The 18,114-nt window shown below is 67.7% G+C and carries 15 protein-coding genes and 1 pseudogene; 13 read left to right on the top strand and 3 right to left on the bottom strand.

The genetic code is table 11. The annotated features are described in order from the left end of the window. Positions 1 to 138: 138 nt before the first annotated feature. The 7 genes from Q8Q80_RS11385 to Q8Q80_RS11415 all read left to right on the top strand — a co-directional run bounded on the left by Q8Q80_RS11385 (position 139) and on the right by Q8Q80_RS11415 (position 9,227). Positions 139 to 999: an alpha/beta hydrolase gene (locus Q8Q80_RS11385; RefSeq protein ID WP_305633016.1), complete on the top strand. Its 861-nt coding sequence runs from the start codon at positions 139 to 141 to the stop codon at positions 997 to 999. An 8-nt stretch (positions 1,000 to 1,007) separates the two neighbouring features. Continuing rightward, positions 1,008 to 2,222: an efflux RND transporter periplasmic adaptor subunit gene (locus Q8Q80_RS11390; RefSeq protein ID WP_305633017.1), complete on the top strand. Its 1,215-nt coding sequence runs from the start codon at positions 1,008 to 1,010 to the stop codon at positions 2,220 to 2,222. A gap of 4 nt (positions 2,223 to 2,226) precedes the next feature. After that, positions 2,227 to 5,418: an efflux RND transporter permease subunit gene (locus tag Q8Q80_RS11395; protein WP_305633018.1), complete on the top strand. Its 3,192-nt coding sequence runs from the start codon at positions 2,227 to 2,229 to the stop codon at positions 5,416 to 5,418. 18 nt (positions 5,419 to 5,436) lie between these two features. Beyond that, positions 5,437 to 6,945, top strand: a complete 1,509-nt coding sequence (locus tag Q8Q80_RS11400; protein ID WP_305633019.1) for an efflux transporter outer membrane subunit — start codon at positions 5,437 to 5,439, stop codon at positions 6,943 to 6,945. An 11-nt stretch (positions 6,946 to 6,956) separates the two neighbouring features. Further along, positions 6,957 to 7,694 (top strand): SDR family oxidoreductase, encoded by a 738-nt coding sequence (locus tag Q8Q80_RS11405; RefSeq protein WP_305633020.1) that lies wholly within the window; start codon positions 6,957 to 6,959, stop codon positions 7,692 to 7,694. Between the two features lie 112 nt (positions 7,695 to 7,806). Beyond that, the gene (locus tag Q8Q80_RS11410; RefSeq protein WP_305633021.1) at positions 7,807 to 8,337 is read left to right on the top strand and encodes a DUF1993 family protein; all 531 of its coding nucleotides are present in this window, start codon (positions 7,807 to 7,809) and stop codon (positions 8,335 to 8,337) included. A 71-nt stretch (positions 8,338 to 8,408) separates the two neighbouring features. Then, positions 8,409 to 9,227, top strand: coding sequence for a zinc-dependent peptidase (locus tag Q8Q80_RS11415; RefSeq protein ID WP_305633022.1), 819 nt, complete (start codon positions 8,409 to 8,411; stop codon positions 9,225 to 9,227). A 15-nt stretch (positions 9,228 to 9,242) separates the two neighbouring features. Here Q8Q80_RS11415 and Q8Q80_RS11420 read toward each other — a convergent pair whose 3' ends face one another. Then, complete coding sequence (locus tag Q8Q80_RS11420; protein ID WP_305633023.1) at positions 9,243 to 9,989, bottom strand: HisA/HisF-related TIM barrel protein; 747 nt, start codon at positions 9,987 to 9,989, stop codon at positions 9,243 to 9,245. A gap of 13 nt (positions 9,990 to 10,002) precedes the next feature. Between Q8Q80_RS11420 and Q8Q80_RS11425 the strand changes: the two genes are divergently transcribed. From Q8Q80_RS11425 to Q8Q80_RS11435, 3 genes are all read left to right on the top strand, one after another. After that, positions 10,003 to 11,010, top strand: a complete 1,008-nt coding sequence (locus Q8Q80_RS11425; RefSeq protein ID WP_305633024.1) for an ATP-grasp domain-containing protein — start codon at positions 10,003 to 10,005, stop codon at positions 11,008 to 11,010. Further along, on the top strand, positions 11,000 to 12,037 hold the full coding sequence (locus Q8Q80_RS11430; protein WP_305633025.1) for a hydantoinase/oxoprolinase family protein: 1,038 nt from the start codon (positions 11,000 to 11,002) through the stop codon (positions 12,035 to 12,037). The genes Q8Q80_RS11425 and Q8Q80_RS11430 overlap by 11 nt, the downstream gene beginning before the upstream one ends. Before the next feature lie 238 nt (positions 12,038 to 12,275). Next, on the top strand, positions 12,276 to 12,851 hold the full coding sequence (locus Q8Q80_RS11435; RefSeq protein WP_305633026.1) for an aspartate/glutamate/uridylate kinase: 576 nt from the start codon (positions 12,276 to 12,278) through the stop codon (positions 12,849 to 12,851). Between the two features lie 35 nt (positions 12,852 to 12,886). Here the strand turns inward: Q8Q80_RS11435 and Q8Q80_RS19810 are convergent. After that, positions 12,887 to 14,122: pseudogene (locus tag Q8Q80_RS19810) on the bottom strand (HDOD domain-containing protein). Positions 14,123 to 14,280: 158 nt separating this feature from the next. Here Q8Q80_RS19810 and Q8Q80_RS11445 point away from each other — a divergent pair. From Q8Q80_RS11445 to Q8Q80_RS11455, 3 genes are all read left to right on the top strand, one after another. Next, the gene (locus Q8Q80_RS11445) at positions 14,281 to 15,774 is read left to right on the top strand and encodes a diguanylate cyclase (RefSeq protein WP_305633027.1); all 1,494 of its coding nucleotides are present in this window, start codon (positions 14,281 to 14,283) and stop codon (positions 15,772 to 15,774) included. A 214-nt stretch (positions 15,775 to 15,988) separates the two neighbouring features. Then, positions 15,989 to 16,672, top strand: a complete 684-nt coding sequence (locus tag Q8Q80_RS11450; RefSeq protein WP_305633028.1) for a PEP-CTERM sorting domain-containing protein — start codon at positions 15,989 to 15,991, stop codon at positions 16,670 to 16,672. A gap of 236 nt (positions 16,673 to 16,908) precedes the next feature. Further along, positions 16,909 to 17,280: a hypothetical protein gene (locus tag Q8Q80_RS11455; protein ID WP_305612423.1), complete on the top strand. Its 372-nt coding sequence runs from the start codon at positions 16,909 to 16,911 to the stop codon at positions 17,278 to 17,280. Between the two features lie 19 nt (positions 17,281 to 17,299). On the opposite strand, the gene Q8Q80_RS11460 is transcribed toward Q8Q80_RS11455, so the two are convergent. Beyond that, complete coding sequence (locus Q8Q80_RS11460) at positions 17,300 to 18,106, bottom strand: NYN domain-containing protein (RefSeq protein ID WP_305633029.1); 807 nt, start codon at positions 18,104 to 18,106, stop codon at positions 17,300 to 17,302. Positions 18,107 to 18,114 lie beyond the last annotated feature (8 nt).

Below are 18,114 nucleotides of genomic sequence, written 5' to 3' on the forward strand. Positions count from 1 at the left end.
CGTCAGAAAGGGTCGTCGCCGACCGATTGTTCGCGATTGGCGAATAGTGTTACCGAATTATCGATATTTATCCAGACGGCGCCAACACAGACAATCCGGTCACGCCTCGACTCCGGCTCTGCCGACAGGACTGACCGCATGAACCCGCCGCACCCCGACACCGTTGTCGAACGCTCGCCTGCGCTGCCGTGGCGCGGCCTGGACATTGCCGGCCCGAGTGGACGCGTTCCGCTGCGGCTGTATCGGCCCTCACCCGACGCGCTACTGCCGCTGGTGATCTACCTGCACGGCGGCGGCTTCGTCGGCGGTTCGCTCGACGACGCCGATGCAGCGGCACATTTCATCGCTGGCGAACTGCCGGCCGTGGTGCTGTCGGTCGGTTATGCACTGGCCCCGGCACACCCCTTTCCGGCCGCACCGGAAGACGCCTATACCGCAACGCTGTGGGCCTTGAAACACGCAGCCACCCTGGGCGCCGACCCGGAGCGCCTCGTCGTCGCCGGCGATGACGCGGGCGGCAATCTGGCCGCCAGCCTCGCGTTGATGGCACGCGACCGGCAGGACTTCCGCATCGCGGTGCAAGTGCTGATCGGGCCGATGCTCGACCCGAGCATGACGCGCGCCGGCGACGCGCAGCGGCTGCAGTCCGACCTCAGCGTCGCGGACTGCACCGACTGCTACCGCCAGTACCTGCCGCGGCTTGCGCAGCGCCTGCATCCGTACGCCGCGCCGCTCGAATCCTGCCGCCAGGCCGGTCTGCCACCCGCCTACATCGCCACCGCCGAGCACGACCTGCTGCACTGCGAAGCCGAAAAATACGGTGCGGCGCTGATTGCCGCCGGTGTGCACACCCAGGTCGAACGCTTTGCCGGCGTGACGCACGCCGGCCTGCTGGCCCATCCGCCGGTACTCGCTGGCGCGGTCCAGTTCATGCGCTGCCGGCTCGGCCGGTGCGCACCCGCCTCTCCCGCCTTGAATCGCCCTTCAACCCTTGCATGAGGTCAGCCATGTCCATCCTGAACCGCCGTCATACGCTCACCTTTCTCGCGGCCACGCTGATCCTGATCGGCAGTGGTGCGGCCGTGCTGCACGCCCGGGCCGGCACGCCGGAAGCCACGGCGACCGCAGCACCGCCCGCCACCGTGGTCGAGGTCGCCGAAGTGTCCAGCCAGACCATCATCGACTGGCAGGACTATTCCGGCCGGCTCGAAGCGGTCGATCGGGTCGACATCCGGCCGCTGGTGTCGGGCACGCTGACCGCGGTGCATTTCCGCGACGGCGCGCGGGTGAACAAGGGTGACCTGCTGTTCACCATTGACCCGCGCCCGTATGCGGCCGAAGTCGAACGCGCGCAGGCCCAGCTTGCGGCGGCCGAAACGCGCGCGGCCTACACCGCCACCGACATGGCGCGCGGCCAGCGCCTGGCCGCCGACAACGCGATCGCGCAGCGCGACCTCGACGAAAAGCAGAACGCCGCGCGCGAAGCGGCCGCTCAGGTGCAGGCGGCGCAGGCCGCGCTGACCTCGGCCCGGCTCAACCTCGAATACACGCGCATCACGGCACCGGTGTCGGGCCGCATTTCGCGCGCCGAAGTGACGGTCGGCAACATCGTCGCCGCCGGCGCCGGCACCGTGCCGCTGACCACGCTGGTGTCGATGGACAAGGTCTATGCCGCCTTCGATGTCGACGAAAAGAGCTTCCTGAAGTACGTCAATCCGTCGCGTGCCGCCGGCGGCGAACCGGTCGCGGTATTTCTCGGCCTGGCTGACGAAGACGGCCATTCGCGTCGCGGCCGCGTGTCGTCGGTGGATAACCGGCTCGACACCTCGTCCGGCACGATCCGCGTGCGCGCCGTGTTCGACAACGCCGACGGCCTGCTGCTGCCGGGGCTGTACGCGCGCATCCGGCTCGGCGGCGGTGCGCCGCGCGAAGCGCTGCTGATCGACGAACGCGCCATCGGCACCGATCAGGACAAGCGCTTCGTGCTGGTGCTCGACCAGACCGACCGCACCGCCTACCGCGAAGTGCGGCTGGGCGCGCGCCAGAGCGGCCTGCGCATCGTCGAGAGCGGCCTGAGTGCCGGCGAACGCATCGTCGTCAATGGCCTGCAGCGCACCCGGCCGGGCGACACGGTGAGCCCGAAGACCGTGCCGATGAACCGCGAAGTGCTGGTCGACGCGCCCGCGCAGCCGGCCCGGCGTACCCCGAACGTGAAGGCCTGAAGCCATGAACATATCCAGATTTTTCATCGACCGTCCGATCTTCGCCGGCGTGCTGTCGATGCTCATCCTGCTGGCCGGCGCGCTGTCGCTGTTCCAGCTGCCCATTTCCGAGTACCCGGAAGTGGTGCCGCCTTCGGTCGTCGTACGCGCACAGTTTCCGGGTGCCAACCCGAAGGTGATCGCCGAAACCGTCGCCTCGCCACTGGAGGAATCGATCAACGGCGTCGAACAGATGCTGTACATGCAGTCGCAGGCCAACAGCGACGGCAACCTCACGCTGACGGTCTACTTCCGTCTCGGCATGGATCCTGACAAGGCGCAGCAACTGGTGCAGAACCGCGTGTCGCAGGCGCTGCCGCGACTGCCTGAAGACGTGCAGCGGCTCGGCGTGACGACCATCAAGAGCTCGCCCACCATGACCATGGTGGTGCACCTGACCTCGCCCGACGACCGTTACGACATGACCTATCTGCGCAATTACGCGGTCATCAACGTGAAGGACCGGCTGGCGCGGCTTGAGGGTGTCGGCGAGGTCGGCCTGTTCGGCTCCGGCAACTACGCCATGCGCGTGTGGCTCGATCCGCACAAGGTTGCGCAGCGCGGCCTGACCGCCAGCGACGCGGTGCGCGCGATCCGCGAACAGAATGTGCAGGTCGCGGCCGGCGTCATCGGCGGCTCGCCCAGCGCACGCGACGTGCCGCTGCAACTGTCGATCAATGCGCAGGGCCGGCTGAAGACCGAAGCCGAGTTCGCCGACATCATCCTGAAGTCGTCGCCCGACGGCGGCATCACACGTCTGGGCGACGTGGCGCGCATCGAACTGGCGGCGTCCGAATACGGCCTGCGTTCGCTACTCGACAACAAGCCGGCAGTCGCCATCCCGATCTTCCAGTCGCCGGGCGCCAACGCGCTCGACGTGTCGGACCGCGTGCGCGCAACCATGGAAGAACTGTCGGCCGACTTCCCGGCCTCGGTCGAATACCGCATCGTGTATGACCCGACGCAGTTCGTGCGCGCGTCGATCAAGGCAGTCATCGTCACGCTGCTCGAAGCGGTGGCGCTGGTCGTGCTGGTGGTCATCCTGTTCCTGCAGACCTGGCGCGCCTCCATCATACCGCTGCTGGCGGTGCCGGTGTCCATCGTCGGCACCTTCGCGCTGATGCTCGGCTTCGGCTACTCGATCAATGCGCTGTCGCTGTTCGGCATGGTGCTGGCCATCGGCATCGTGGTGGACGACGCCATCGTCGTGGTCGAGAACGTCGAGCGCAACATCAGCGAAGGCCTGAGCCCGCGCGACGCGACCTACCGCGCGATGCAGGAAGTCAGTGGGCCCATCATCGCCATCGCGCTGACGCTGGTCGCCGTGTTCGTGCCGCTGGCCTTCATGACCGGCCTCACCGGCCAGTTCTACAAGCAGTTCGCGATGACCATCGCCATTTCGACGGTGATTTCCGCCTTCAACTCGCTGACCCTGTCGCCGGCGCTGGCCGCGCTGCTGCTCAAGGGCCACGACGCGAAACCGGATGCGCTCACGCGCGTCATGAACCGCCTGTTCGGCCGCTTCTTCGCCGCCTTCAATCGCGTGTTCAGTCGCGCATCCGACCGCTATTCGCGCGGCGTATCGGGCGTGATTTCGCGCAAGGCGTCGGCGATGGGCGTCTATGGTGCGCTGCTCGCGGCCACGGTCGGCCTGTCGTATCTGGTGCCCGGCGGCTTCGTGCCGGCGCAGGACAAGCAGTACCTGATCAGCTTCGCGCAACTGCCGTCAGGCGCCTCGCTCGACCGCACCGAAGACGTGATCCGCCGCATGGGCGACATCGCACTGGCGCAGCCCGGCGTGGAAAACGCGGTCGCCTTCCCCGGCCTGTCGATCAACGGCTTCACCAACAGTTCGAGTGCCGGCATCGTGTTCGCCACGCTCAAACCGTTCGATGAACGAAAAAGCGAGGACCTGTCGGCGGGCGCCATCGCCGCCTCGCTGAACCAGAAGTTCGCTGCGATCCAGGACGCCTACATCGCGGTGTTCCCGCCGCCGCCGGTCATGGGCCTGGGTACGCTGGGCGGTTTCAAGCTGCAACTGCAGGACCGCGGATCGCTCGGCTACGCCGAACTGGACGCTGCCGCGCAGGCTTTCGTCGCCGCGGCGGCGAAGGCACCCGAACTGGGCCCGACCTTCTCCAGCTACCAGATCAACGTGCCGCAGCTCGACGTCGATCTCGACCGGGCACGCGCCAAGCAGCTCGGTGTGCCGATCACCGACGTGTTCGACACCATGCAGATCTATCTCGGCTCACTGTACGTGAACGACTTCAACCGATTCGGCCGCGTCTATCAGGTCAGGGCCCAGGCCGACGCGCCGTTCCGCGCCCAGGCCGAGGACATCCTGCAGCTGAAGACGCGCAATGCCAACGGCGACATGGTGCCGCTGTCATCGCTGGTCACCGTCAGGCCGTCGTTCGGCCCGGAAATGGTGGTGCGCTACAACGGCTACACCGCGGCCGACATCAACGGCGGGCCGGCGCCCGGCTATTCGTCGGACCAGGCGCAGGCGGCGGCCGAGCGCATCGCGGCCGAAACGCTGCCGCGCGGCGTCAAGTTCGAATGGACCGACCTGACCTATCAGAAGATTCTGGCCGGCAACGCCGGCGTGTGGATCTTCCCGATCAGCGTGCTGCTGGTGTTCCTGGTGCTCGCCGCGCAGTACGAAAGCCTGACGCTGCCGCTGGCCGTCATCCTGATCGTGCCGATGAGCATCCTGGCTGCGCTGACCGGCGTCTGGCTGACCGCGGGCGACAACAACATCTTCACGCAGATCGGACTGATGGTGCTGGTCGGGCTGTCGGCGAAGAACGCCATCCTGATCGTCGAGTTCGCGCGCGAACTGGAACTGCGCGGCCACGGCATCGTGCAGGCGGCGATTGACGCCAGCCGCATGCGCCTGCGCCCGATCCTGATGACCTCGATCGCCTTCATCATGGGTGTCGTGCCGCTGGTCATCTCGACCGGCGCCGGCTCGGAAATGCGTCATGCCATGGGCGTGGCGGTGTTCTCCGGCATGCTCGGCGTGACGCTGTTCGGCCTGTTCCTGACGCCGGTGTTCTACGTGCTGCTGCGTTCCCTGAGCGGACGCCGCCTGACCCATGCCGGCCACGCCCCCGCCACCCCTGCCGCGCTTGCGCCGCAGGCTGCCCACTGATCAACGGGAGACCTACGCATGAACCTCAATCTCCGACCCCGCGCGCCGGCGTTGCTGCTGGCCAGCCTGCTGCTGCTCGCCGGCTGCTCGGTGGTGCAGCCCTACGAGCGCCCGACGGTCGACACACCCGCCGCATTCAAGGAAGCAGCGGTGGGCAACGCCGACTGGAAACCGGCGCAGCCGTCCGAACAGAGTGCCCGTGGCGAGTGGTGGACGGTGTTCGGCGACGACACGCTGAACACCCTCCAGGCGCAGGCGCTGGCCGCGAATCAGGACCTGAAGGCCGCCGCCGCCCGGCTGGCGCAGTCGCGGGCGCTGCTGAAGGACGCTCGCTCGCTGCGCGCGCCGCAGGTGAGCGCGGGCTTCGGCCCGACCCGGCAGCGCGCCTCCCCCGCCTCGCGTGGCCTGCCGGATGACGGCGACGCCAGTTCGCTGACACTGTGGCGCGCCCAGGCCACGGTGGGCTACGAGGTCGATCTGTTCGGCCGCGTCGCCGCCGGTGTCGATGCCGCATCGGCCACGGCGCAGCAGCGCGAGGCGCTGTTCCGTTCGGTGCAGCTCGCGCTGCAGGCCGACGTCGCCCAGGGCTATTTCCTGCTGCGCGAACTGGATGCCGAACAGGCGCTGTATGCCGGCACCGTGCAGTTGCGCAGCGACGCACTGCGTCTGGTGCAGCGACGCTTCGACGAGGGCGACATCAGCGAACTGGATCTGGCGCGCGCGAAGACCGAACTGGCGTCGGCGCAGTCGGAGTCGTTCGGCGTCGCCCGCCGCCGCGCCAACGCCGAACATGCGCTGGCGCTGCTGCTCGGTCGCGCGCCGGCCGATTTCAGCCTGCCGCCGAGCCCGCTGCAGCAGGTCAGCATCCAGGTGCCGGCCGGCCTGCCGTCGGCGCTGCTGGAACGACGTCCCGACATCGCCGCCGCCGAGCGCGCCATGGCGGCGGCCAATGCGCGGGTCGGCGTGGCGCAGACGGCGTGGTTCCCGCGGCTGAACCTGACCGGCGCGCTGGGCTACGAATCGTCCGACCTGGGCAATCTGTTCCAGTGGTCGAGCCGCAGCTTCCTGCTCGGTCCGCTGGTCGGCACGATGCTGTCGCTGCCGGTGTTCGACGGCGGTGCGCGCGAAGCCGGTCTGGAGCGCGCCCGCGCCGCCTGGGAGGAAGATGTCGCCAACTACCGGCAGACCGTACTGAACGCCTTCCGGGAAGTCGAGGACAATCTGGCCGGACTGCGCATACTGGCTGACCAGACGCGCACCCAGGACGAAGCGGTGCGGGCGGCGACGCGTGCGGCGCAGCTGTCGCAGATCCAGTACCGCGAAGGGTCGGTCAGCTTTCTCGACGTGATCGACGCCGACCGCAGCGTGCTGCTGCAGCGGCGGGTCGCATCGCAGCTCGAAGGCGAACGCGCGCGTGCCGCCGTCGGTCTCATCCGTGCGCTCGGCGGCGGCTGGGACCACCCGGCCGAAGCCATCAACACATCCGACGCAGGGCCGGTTCAGCCCCTGCATGCCCGACATCATTGAGGAGATCCATCATGACCGTTACCCGCAAAGTTGCCTTCATCACCGGCGCCAACCGCGGCCTGGGCCTGGAAACCGCACGCGGCCTCGGCCAGCTCGGCATCGAAGTGGTGCTCGGCGTGCGCAATGCCGAACGCGCGGAAGAAGCCATCGCCGCGCTGCGCGCCGACGGCATCACCGCCAGCGCGATCGCGTTCGACGCGAAGAAGCCGGCCACCTACCAGAATGCCTATGACCACATCGCGCACCACTACGGCCAGCTCGATATCCTGGTGAACAACGCCGGCATCGCGCTCGAAGACCTGTTCGCACCGGACGCCAGCAGTGTGACGCCGGCCGTACTGCGCGAAACCTTCGACGTCAATTTCTTCGCCGTGGTCGAACTGACGCAGCTGTTGCTGCCGCTGATCCGCCTGTCGCCAGAAGGCCGCATCGTCAACCTGTCGAGCATTCTCGGCTCACTCACGCTGCAGAGCGACCCGACGTCGCCGATCGCGGCCGCCAAGGCCTTCGCCTACAACGCCTCGAAAACCGCGCTCAACGCCTTCACCGTGCATCTGGCCGACGAACTGCGCGACACGCCGATCAAGGTCAATTCGGCCCACCCGGGCTGGGTGAAGACCGACATGGGCGGCGAAAACGCGCCGATCGAAGTGTCGGAAGGCGGCCGCACCAGCGTGATGCTGGCCACCCTGCCCGCCGACGGCCCGACCGGCACCTTCACGCACGTCGGCGAAGCGCTGCCCTGGTGAGGCAGATGCAAGATGCAGGACACAAGATTCAAGGGCAAAGCTCGACGCTCGATGGATCCGACTGCTTGCATCTTGAATCTTGCATCTTGAATCTGGATTGAATGGAGTGATGATGACGATTTCCATGTATGAAACTTCGATACCCGTTTTCGTGCGGGTGCTCCGGAACATGTCCGACGTGCTCGCGAAGGGGGCGGCAGATGCCGCGACCCGGAAGATCGACGAGTCGGTCTTCGTCAACGCGCGACTCGCACCCGACATGTTCGCGCTGGCGCGTCAGGTACAGATCGCGACCGACATCGTCAAGGGTGGCGCGGCACGTCTGGCCGGTGCCGAGGTGCCGCGCTGGGAAGACAATGAAGCAACCTTCGCCGAACTGCAGGCGCGCATCGCCAAGGCCATCGACTTCGTGCAGGGCTTCGGCGCCGCGCAGATCGACGGCAGCGAGGAACGCGACATCACAATCCGGCTGGCCGGGCGCGACGCGCATTTCAAGGGCCTGCGTTATCTGCTCGATTTCGTGCTGCCCAATCTGTATTTCCACGCCACGACCACCTTCGCCATCCTGCGCCACAACGGCGTCGAGGTCGGCAAGATGGACTTTCTCGGCGCGGCGGCGCTGGGCGATGCGCCGGGTGCCTGAAACCGCGGCGTTGAAATGACGGCGGCGCGACCCCAGCTTCTGCGAACCCCAACCGGCGAAACGGGCCAGACGTGCCGCTGCTCCTCTTCATCCTGCTGACGCTGATTCCGGCGGTCTGGCTGCTCGCCGAACCGCTGCGCATCGAATCGCGCCGCCGCTGGCAGCGCAGCCGGCCGTTCCCGCCGGCCTGGCGGGCCATCCTGCGCCAGCGCGTGCCGCAGGTCCGGCTGCTGCCGGCCGACCTGCAGCTCCAGCTGAAGAAGCACATCCAGGTGTTCGTCGCCGAAAAGACCTTTGTCGGCTGCGACGGACTTGAAGTGACCGACGACATGCGGGTGACCATCGCCGCCCAGGCCTGCCTGCTGCTGCTGAACCGGCGCAGCGGCTACTTTCCGGCGCTGCGTGAAATTCTCATCTATCCGTCGGCGTTCGCCGTTCGGCGCCTGACCACCGACGCCGCCGGCGTCGTGCATGAAGGGCGCGCGGTCCATCTGGGCGAGTCATCGGCGCGCGGGCATGTCGTGCTGTCGTGGGACGACGTCGTGCGCGGCGCGGCCGATGCGGCCGACGGCCACAACGTCGTCATCCATGAATTTGCGCATCAGCTGGATCAGGAGAACGGCGACGCCAATGGCGCCCCGCCCATGGTCGGCCGCCACCGCGTCGAGCGCTGGACGCGCGTGTTCGACGCAGCCTACAGCCAGCTCCACCATCAGTTGCGGGGCCAAACTGCGCCTGCGCTCGATCCTTATGGCGCGAGCAGTCCGGCCGAGTTTTTCGCGGTGGCGTCGGAAGCCTTCTTCGAACGGCCGCAGCATCTGGCAGAAAGCTTTCCCGACGTGTTCGGCGAGCTGAGCCGTTACTACCGTGTCAATCCGCTCAGCTGGTGATGACCGCGTTGCGGCCTACAGCAGGCGCCCGTCATGCAGCGCGCTGGCCACCAGCACCGCCGTGACGCCGATGCCGTCGAGCGCGCGCAGGTCCTCGCGGTTGCGCACACCGCCGGCGGCAATGACAGCCACGTCGGAGCGCATCGACTGCAGCGTGCGGATCAGCTGCAACGCCGGACCGTCTTCGGCACCGACACGCCCCAGTTCCATCGCGAGCACCCGGGCCGGCCACTCGACCGGGTCGTACGACCAGTCCGGGCCGAGCGGAACACCGCGCCGGTAATCGAGCGACAGCACGGTATCGATGCGCGCGTTGCGGAATTTGCGCAGCGCGCCATAGCTGCGCATCGATTCGGTGCCGAACACCGGCGTCACGCCGGCCGCACGATGCAGCGCCAGCGCAGGCGTGGCATCGACATAACCGCCGTCCACCCACCACTCGACATCGGGGTGACGCACGGCCAGTTCGGCGATCAGCGTCGCGTGGTCAGCCCTGGCAGCGGTTTCGCCGCCGTCCTTGCCGCTGACCTTGCCGCTGACCTTGCCGTTCGCCTTTCCAGCGACCGGTCCGCGAATGGCATCGATGTCGGCCACATAGACCTGACGCGCACCGGTCGCCTCGATCAGCGCCTGCGCCACGTCGTGCGGGTCGCAGCCATCGACCAGTGAAGACTGCAGCGGCTGGTAAGCTTGCCGGTCGCCGCGGCGCGCATGCACGACCTGGCCGTTCATCAGATCGATGACGGGAATGATTTGAGGCACCACGAATCCTTATATGAAACGTCGAATTTTCGTGTTCGAGTTTATCACCGGCGGCGCACTGGCCGGCCTGCCCCGGCTGCCGCCCGGGCTGCTGCGAGAAGGCCGGCTGATGCGCGATGCACTGCTGCGCGACGCGGCCGCGCTGCCCGATATCGACATCATCCTGCTGCATGACGCCCGCCTGCCAGCGCCCGACTTTCCGGCGCATCTGATTGCGGTCACCCCTGACCATGCCTTCGACGCCGGTTTCGAAGCGGCTTTCGAGCATGCGCTCGCGGCCGCCGACGCGGCGCTCATCGTCGCGCCGGAGAGCGGTGGCGTGCTCGCCGCACTGACGTCCCGGGTCACGGACGCCGGCAAGACGCTGCTTGGTTGCGACGCCGACGCCTGTCGCATCGGCGCGTCCAAGTCGCTGACCGCCCGCTGTCTGGCCCGGGCCGGCATCCCGGTGCTGCCGCACTACACCGATGCCGCCGCGCTGCCGGCGCTGCCCGGTCGCTGGGTCGTCAAGCCGGATGACGGCGCCGGCTGTGACGGCCTGCGGCTTGTCGACAGCGTGCACCAGGCCGCGCAGGCACTGCGCCCGGGCTTCGTGGCACAGCCCTGGGTCGCCGGCGAGGCGCGCAGCCTGAACCTGCTGTGCGCGCGAGGCGAAGCGGTGCTGCTGTCGATCAACCGCCAGCACCTCGCGATCGACGGCGACCAGGTGGCGCTCGCCGCGTTGGCCGTCGGTGAGGTGCCGATCGACGAGACATACAAGGCCTTGGCACGGCGCATCGCTGGCGCCCTGCCCGGCCTGCTCGGTCATGTCGGCGTCGACGTGCTGCACACCGCCGACGGCCCGGTCGTGGTCGAACTGAATCCACGCCTGAGCACGTCGGCCTGCGCGCTGCACGACACGCTGGGCTGCAACCTGCTCGCCGCCACGCTGGCCGCGGCCGACGGCGGCCCGCTGTGGCGTCCGGCCGGCGCAGCGCGGCCGCAGCGCATTGATCTTGCGGAGGCCGTCGATGCCGTCTGACAGCGCATTGACCGGCTGGGACATCGGCGGCGCGCACGTGAAGGCAGCGCGCGTCGAGCACGGCCGGGTCACCGGAGTCGTACAGGTCGCCTGCCCGCTGTGGCACGGGCTGGACAAGCTCGATGCAGCCGTCGTGCAGGCACGTGCGGCACTCGGTGACACCGTCCACCACGCCATCACGATGACCGGCGAAATGGTCGACCTGTTCGATTCGCGTGCGGCCGGCGTGGTGGCTATCGTCGAGCGGTTGACTGCCGCACTTCCGGGCGAGCTGCGCCTGTATGCCGGGCGCAGCGGCTGGGTCGCGCCGGCCGGTGCCGCCGCACATGCCGACGATATTGCCTCGGCCAACTGGCTGGCGACTGCCGCCTGGGTCGCGAGCCGCTGCCCGCAGGCGCTGCTGGCGGACATCGGCAGCACCACGAGCGATCTCATCGTGATCAACCGCGGTGTGGCCAGCACCAGCCGCAGCGACGCCGACCGGCTGATCAGCGGCGAACTGGTGTATGCCGGTCTGGTCCGCACGCCGCTGATGGCGCTGGCCCCGGCCATCGATTTCCGCGGCCGGCGGCACCGCCTGATGGCCGAACATTTCGCGACCACCGCCGACGTCTGGCGCCTGCTGGGCGAGTTGCCGGAACACGCCGACCCGTATCCGGCCGCCGACGGCGGCGCCAAGACGCCGGAAGCCAGCGCCCGACGCCTCGCCCGCATGATCGGCCGCGATGTCGATGAAGGATCGATGGACGACTGGCACTCGCTCGCCAACGCGTTCGCCGACGCCCAGCTCACCGCACTGATCGACGCCAGCCGCGCACTGCCCGGCATCACTACCCTGCCCGTCGGCGCACCGGTGGTGTGCGCCGGCGCCGGCTGCATGATCGCCGCCCGCCTTGCCGCCGCGCTCGATCGCCGCGCGGTCACGCTCGCCAGCCTGCTGGCCGACTGCGCCCCGACCTTCGCCGACGATGCGACCACCTGCGCCCCGGCCGTCGCCACCGCGCTGCTGGCGGAGCGTGCGCGATGAAGCCGTCAGGCGATACCGCGTTGGCGCCATTCGCGTCAGAGCGGCCCCTGTGGGAGCGGCGTCCCCGCCGCGATCGTGCCGCGATGCTCGCGTTGCAGAGTGCGTATCGCGGCGGGGGCGGAACGGGGGTTTCGGCGAGCATTGATCGCCGCCCGCAGAGCCGGCTGGCCATGCAGGGCCAGCCGTGGTGCGCCGCTCCCACGGTCGCCGCTTCCGGAAGAATCCGGACCGACCCGCCATGAACGCCCCGCTCGTCATCAAGCTCGGCGGCAGCCTGCTGAGCGATCCGAAGGACGGCCGGCTTCAGCGCTGGTGCGACTGGCTGGCCGGCGCGGGCGCGGGACGCAACATCGTCGTGGCCGGTGGCGGTCCGTTTGCCGATGCGGTTCGAACCCATCAGGCGCTCTGGGGCTTTCCGGATGATGTCGCGCACCGCATGGCGCTGCGCGCGATGGACCAGTACGCGCTGATGCTCGCGGGATCCCGTCCCGGTTTCGTCGCCACCGACGAGATCGCGCGGATGACTGGTCTGTGCGCCGCCGGCCACACTCCGGTGTGGATGCCCGCGCGCGAACTCGACACCCGGCTCGACCTGCCGCGCGACTGGCGCGTCACCTCCGACAGTCTCGCCGCATGGCTGACGCTCCAGCTTTGCCTGCCGCGCGTGCTGCTGGTGAAGTCGTGCAACATTCCGGAGGCGCCACTCACCGAACTGGCCCGACGCGGCATCGTCGATACCTGGCTGCCTGCGTTCGCGGCAGAGCACGGTATCGAGGTGTGCCTGGTTCAGGCGGACAGCCCGCTACCTGTGTAAGCCGCGCCGGTGTGCGCCGACGATCAAGACGCCCGTCAATCGGCCGCGGCACCCTCTGCCGCGGCGCCGCGCAGCGCGGCGAATTCGCGTTCGATGTCCGGCAGCAGCTCGGCGAAACGCTCGCGTACCGGCTCGGGGCGCTGGCTCACGTGGCACACCGGGTCACCGTACAGCTCGGTTGCGCCGCCAGCCAGTACGTTGGCGAGGAACACGATGTCGGCGACGGTACGCATTGAAACGGGCGCGCTGCGTGGCTGTTCGTGGTCGCGCATTGCATCGATCAGTACCGCCGGCAGGCCGAGCGATTGCAGCAATGCTTCACCGATGGTTTCGTGCCATTCCAGAATGAGTGCCTCCACTCCACCGTGATCGTCAGCGGCACGAGGCTGACGGGCCAGCCGATCAAGCAGGTAGAACGCGCCGATGTCGTGCAGCAGCGCCGCCGTCATCGCCTCGTCCGGGTCGATCGACGTCAGACGCTACGCGATCACGTATGCCGCGGCGGCGGTGCGCAGCGTGTGCAGCCACAGACGGCGCGACAGCGCGTCGACGTGGGTCAGCTGGCGCGCGCAACCGATCTGGCAGCCGGACACCGTGCTCGCGATGTGCCGGCTGCGCTCGCCGCCCAGCCGTGCGATCGCATCACGCAAGCTGGTCACCGGGACGGCCGGACGCAGCCGGTTGGCGCGACGCAGCACCCGTGCGCACAGCAGTGGATCGACCCGCACGGCGCCGGCCAGCTGCTGCAGCGTGACCTCCGGTGCGCGCAGCGTCTGGCGCACGCGCATCAGCGCATCGAAGCAGATCGGAAAGATGACCCCCGGCCGCAGTTCGCGTGCAATGTCGGCCAGCAGGTCGAACGCGCGTGTCGCCCCGTGCGGCGCATCCGCGCCGCCACCTCTGGCGGGTGACGCGGCAAGCGCAGCTGACAGGGTGGGCGTTGCGGCTCGGCTCACATCGGTCTCCAGGCAGTCGACGATCACGGGCCGGAAGGACCGCCCGAGCAGGCGAATCATCCGGACTGGACGGCTCAACGCTTGACTACACACAAACGACGTACATGGATGCGGCACGCGGCGTGGCGCAGCGCCAGCCGGACAAGGCCGCCTGAAACGGTGACGTCCTCCATATGGGATCTTGCGCCGCGCAGCGGGCATGTACGCGCGCGAAAAATCACGCCTGTCGATCGGCAGACTGCATTGCAGGCAAGAAGGTCTGCACCGGCACCGTGTCGGCACTCGTGCGATGCAACCGGACATCGATTCCCGCATCGGCCCACCGGCTTGCGCTCTGGCCCTCTTACATGCCGGCGGCCAGATCACAGCGCGGCGCCAACTATTCACGGTTACTTTTTGTCGCAGCGCGCGATTCCACCCGGTTGATCCGGCATGCTGAGGCGCCCGTACACCGTGAATTGCCCGAATCCGACGTGCCGAACACTCTGGATGCGCTGCGCAGCCGCCCTGACTGGCGGGTGTTCCTGCTGTTGCCGCTGCTGCACTTCGCCAGTGTCAAGCTGACGTTCTCGACCGCGCTGTCGCCCGAGAACGAGGTGGTCATGTGGCTGCCGAACGCGGTGCTGCTCGCTGCGCTGCTGCACTACCGCGGTGAACGCGCGGTCGTGCTCGCGCTGCTCGCGCTGGGTTCCGATGTACTGGCCAACCTGCCGGTATTCCCGCCGCTGCAGGCAGTGCTGCTGAGCCTGTGCAATCTGGCCGAGGTCACGGTCACCTACCTGCTGATGCGCCGGCTGGGTGCTTCGCCCGGGCTGGAGCGCATCGGCGACTTCGGCCGCTTCCTGCTCGCCGGGCCGCTGTTCGGTGCGCTCGGTTGTGCGCTGCTGGCCAGCGCAGTGCTTCTGTTCACGCGTGACAACGTGAGCGCGGGTTACTCGACACTGGTGCTGCTGTGGTGGTTCGGCGACGCACTGGGCCTGTTGATCTGGACGCCCCTGTTGCTCGCACTGCTGCAACCCGAACGCGACCCGCCGATACTGGGCTGGCGTGATACGGCGGTCTTCGTGTTCACCGGTCTGCTGGCCGGCTCGATCTTCCTGCAGGAACACGCTGCCGACCCGGATACCCGGCTGGCACTGACGCCGCACCTGCTGCTGCTGCCGGTGCTCTACATCGCTGCGCGCTGCGGCCGCCGCCTCACAGCACTGACCGTGGCAATGATTGCGTTGGCCGCCGCGTGGTCGCAGACCACCGGATTCCGCCCTTTCGGCGACGCGACGCCGCACGAAATGATTCTGCGGGCGCAGGAGTACATCCTGACGCTGAGCATCATCGGCATGGGGCTGGTCATCCTGCTGGGCGAACAGCGCGCGCTTGCGCACGAGCTGGAAGACAAGGTGAACGAGCGCACCCGGGCACTGGAAGAGTCGAACCGCCGGCTGGCCGAACTGAGCGCCACCGACAGCCTGACCGGCGTGGCCAACCGGCGCTGCTTCGACACCACGCTGGCGCTGGAATGGGCGCGGGCGCGGCGCAATGGAGAGCCACTGGCGCTGTGCATGCTCGATGTCGACCTGTTCAAGGACTACAACGACCACTACGGCCATCAGGCTGGCGACGATTGCCTGCGTCAGGTGGCCGACCTGATCGGTCTGCATGTGCGACGCTCGACCGATCTGGTGGCCCGCTATGGCGGCGAGGAATTCGCCTTCATCAGTCCGGGCGTCGATGGGGCACAGGCGCTCGCCACGGCGGAGTCGGTGTGCGCGGCGCTGCGCGCGCTGCCGCACCAACGCTCGCCCTTTTCCGTGCTGACCGCCAGCATCGGCGTGGCCGTCATCGTCCCGGGCGACCACGACATGCCGGACGCGCTGGTGCGCCGGGCCGACGCCGCGCTTTACGAGGCCAAGCGCCGCGGGCGTAACCAGGTCGTGCTGGCTGGCGCGCCTGAGCAGCCGGTGGCGTGACCGGCTTCGACCGGCCCGGAACGCCCCGCATCGGAACGGCAGTCCTAATACCAAAGTTGTGGTTTCGATTGTCGAGCACCCTTACAACCCTGTAGGGGCTGGCAAGACAAGCAAAGCAAAATCATGTGCTTAGTCGCCGGGTATGCTTTTTGCTTTACACTAACGAAAAATGCTCCGCCCACAGGGAGGAGGTCAGACTTTCAGGAGATCCGCCATGTTCGTCCGCCGTAAGCTCGTCGTGCTCGGCCTGCTGTCGCAGGCACTCTTCGTCGCGCCCTCGAATGCCGCGCCGGTCAACTGGGTGGACTGGACCAGCGGCACCGCCGGCGCCAGCGGTTCGGCCACCGGCGTCCTGAACATCGGTGACTCGGCGGTCGATGTCGATTACGTCGGTGAAATCGCTTTCATCCAGACGGCTGGCGGCGGCAACTACTGGAACCCGTCGTCGCCCTACATCAGCGCACTGGTCGACAACGCACCAGGCACGACAGACATCATCGCGCTGTCACGGGCCACATCCAAAACACTGACGTTTTCGTTACCTGTACAGGACCTGTTCTTCGCCGTGGTCAGCCTGAACGGCAACGGCTACCGGTTCGACCAGGATTTCGAAGTGGTCGGTTTCGGGGCGGGCTACTGGGGCAACGGCACACTGACCCGCGTCGATCTGGGCGGCGGCCAGTTCCAGCTGAACGGCACGGGCGAACCGCATGGCGTCATCCGTTTCACCGGTGCTGTCAGTTCGATCACCTGGACCAGTCTGACCAACGAGTACTGGAACGGCTTCACGGTGGGCACCTACGGCATCGCACCGCCGCCGATACCGGAGCCCGAAACCTGGATGTTGATGCTGGCAGGCCTGGGCATTGCCCTGCTGGCGGGCCTGCGCCGCCGCTGATCCGCAGGTGACGCGGGCGGACTGCCCGCACTTGGCGCGACCTGCTGGCAACCTCGTTGCGGCACAGCCGGCGCAACAACCTTCCCTCTAGCGTTCCGTTCATCCGGCGCTGCCGCGCCCGATCCGTCCGCAGCAGCGCGCGTGATCCGCTATCCTGTCGCGCCAACCGGTGCCACCTGCGCTTGCAGAACGGCCGCCGGCCTTCCCCCCGCATCCGAAGTAGCCGAGGCCTTTCAGTGATCGAAGAGTTCCAGGGTTATCTGCTGTTTTTCCTCGGCGCCTGGTGGATCGCGCTGATCGCGCTGGTCGCCGGCGCATTCGGTGGCCGACACTCGCAGCGCCTGGTGGCCAGTCCGCTGGTCATGGTCGTGATCTTCATCCAGGTATGGATCGTCGTCGCGCTGGCCAAGCTGGCATTCGGCTATGTCGGCTATCTGATGGAGCTGGGCAAGAACGTGCAGGCCATCTATCCGGAATTCGTCATGCCGCTGGCCGCCGGCATCTATGTGGCGCGCCAGCTGCTGCGGCTGGACGCCCAGAAGCACGGACGACTGCGTGCCGACACCGGTCTGCCACCGCCGCGACGGCGCATGCGTCGTCCCTACTGAGCAGTCCGCCAGCGCGGGTTCAGCGCAGACGCACGACGTGGTCCAGTTCGCCCTTCTTCACCTCCACGACTGCGTCGAGCGATTTCAGCATGTCGCTGAAATCGGTGTAGCCGTGGTCCTTGACGTCGAACGTGGCGTCGAGCCGCTTGATCATCGGCCAGATCGACGCCTTGTTCACCCACGGTTCGCCCTGGGCACCGGACAGCAGACGCACGGCGCGTCGCAGGATGTCGGCCGCCGGATCCGAAGGCTGCACGGCGCTCGCTTCGGCCGGCGATGCCTCGTCGGACGGGCTCTTGCCGATCAGGTTCTCGTAATAGCGGAACTCGTGACAGCTTTTCGCCCAGTGACGATTGGTGGCCTTGCGCGTCCCGACGCCGATCAACGTGCGCCCGGCCGCCTTGATCTTCTGCGCGACCGGCATGAAATCGCTGTCGCCGCCGACGATGATGACGGTCCCGATGTGACCGAAGCGGCTGATGTCTTCGGTCGCGTCCAGACACAGCTTGATGTCCGCACCGTTCTTGGCTGACGCACCCGGCGGAAACAGCTGGATCAGTTCCACCGCGCTCTGCAGCAGCACGTCGCGGTAGCGGCCGAAGTACTGCCAGTTGCAATAGGCACGATTGATCGCGATCGGTCCGAACGATGCGCCGAGGCCGACGATGGCATCGATGTCGACCAGCGGTTCCTGCACCTTGAAGCGGGAATCCGGCTTGGCGTAATGACCTTCGCCATAACGGTCCTCGACCAGACTGGCGTGCAGGTTCTCGAAATCCCAATATAGGGCGACCGACCGGTTCGGTTCGCTGTCACTGCGGCTCAATGTGTGCT

Source organism: Methyloversatilis sp. (assembly GCF_030698125.1).
Classification (GTDB): domain Bacteria; phylum Pseudomonadota; class Gammaproteobacteria; order Burkholderiales; family Rhodocyclaceae; genus Methyloversatilis.

Excerpts from the sequence above, each read along its gene's own strand:
- Q8Q80_RS11435 (WP_305633026.1), top strand. The coding sequence starts at position 12,276 with ATGAACGCCCCGCTCGTCATCAAGCTCGGCGGCAGCCTGCTGAGCGAT.
- Q8Q80_RS11410 (WP_305633021.1), top strand. The coding sequence starts at position 7,807 with ATGACGATTTCCATGTATGAAACTTCGATACCCGTTTTCGTGCGGGTG.
- Q8Q80_RS11430 (WP_305633025.1), top strand. The coding sequence starts at position 11,000 with ATGCCGTCTGACAGCGCATTGACCGGCTGGGACATCGGCGGCGCGCAC.
- Q8Q80_RS11395 (WP_305633018.1), top strand. The coding sequence starts at position 2,227 with ATGAACATATCCAGATTTTTCATCGACCGTCCGATCTTCGCCGGCGTG.
- Q8Q80_RS11425 (WP_305633024.1), top strand. The coding sequence starts at position 10,003 with ATGAAACGTCGAATTTTCGTGTTCGAGTTTATCACCGGCGGCGCACTG.
- Q8Q80_RS11450 (WP_305633028.1), top strand. The coding sequence starts at position 15,989 with ATGTTCGTCCGCCGTAAGCTCGTCGTGCTCGGCCTGCTGTCGCAGGCA.
- Q8Q80_RS11405 (WP_305633020.1), top strand. The coding sequence starts at position 6,957 with ATGACCGTTACCCGCAAAGTTGCCTTCATCACCGGCGCCAACCGCGGC.
- Q8Q80_RS11385 (WP_305633016.1), top strand. The coding sequence starts at position 139 with ATGAACCCGCCGCACCCCGACACCGTTGTCGAACGCTCGCCTGCGCTG.
- Q8Q80_RS11390 (WP_305633017.1), top strand. The coding sequence starts at position 1,008 with ATGTCCATCCTGAACCGCCGTCATACGCTCACCTTTCTCGCGGCCACG.
- Q8Q80_RS11400 (WP_305633019.1), top strand. The coding sequence starts at position 5,437 with ATGAACCTCAATCTCCGACCCCGCGCGCCGGCGTTGCTGCTGGCCAGC.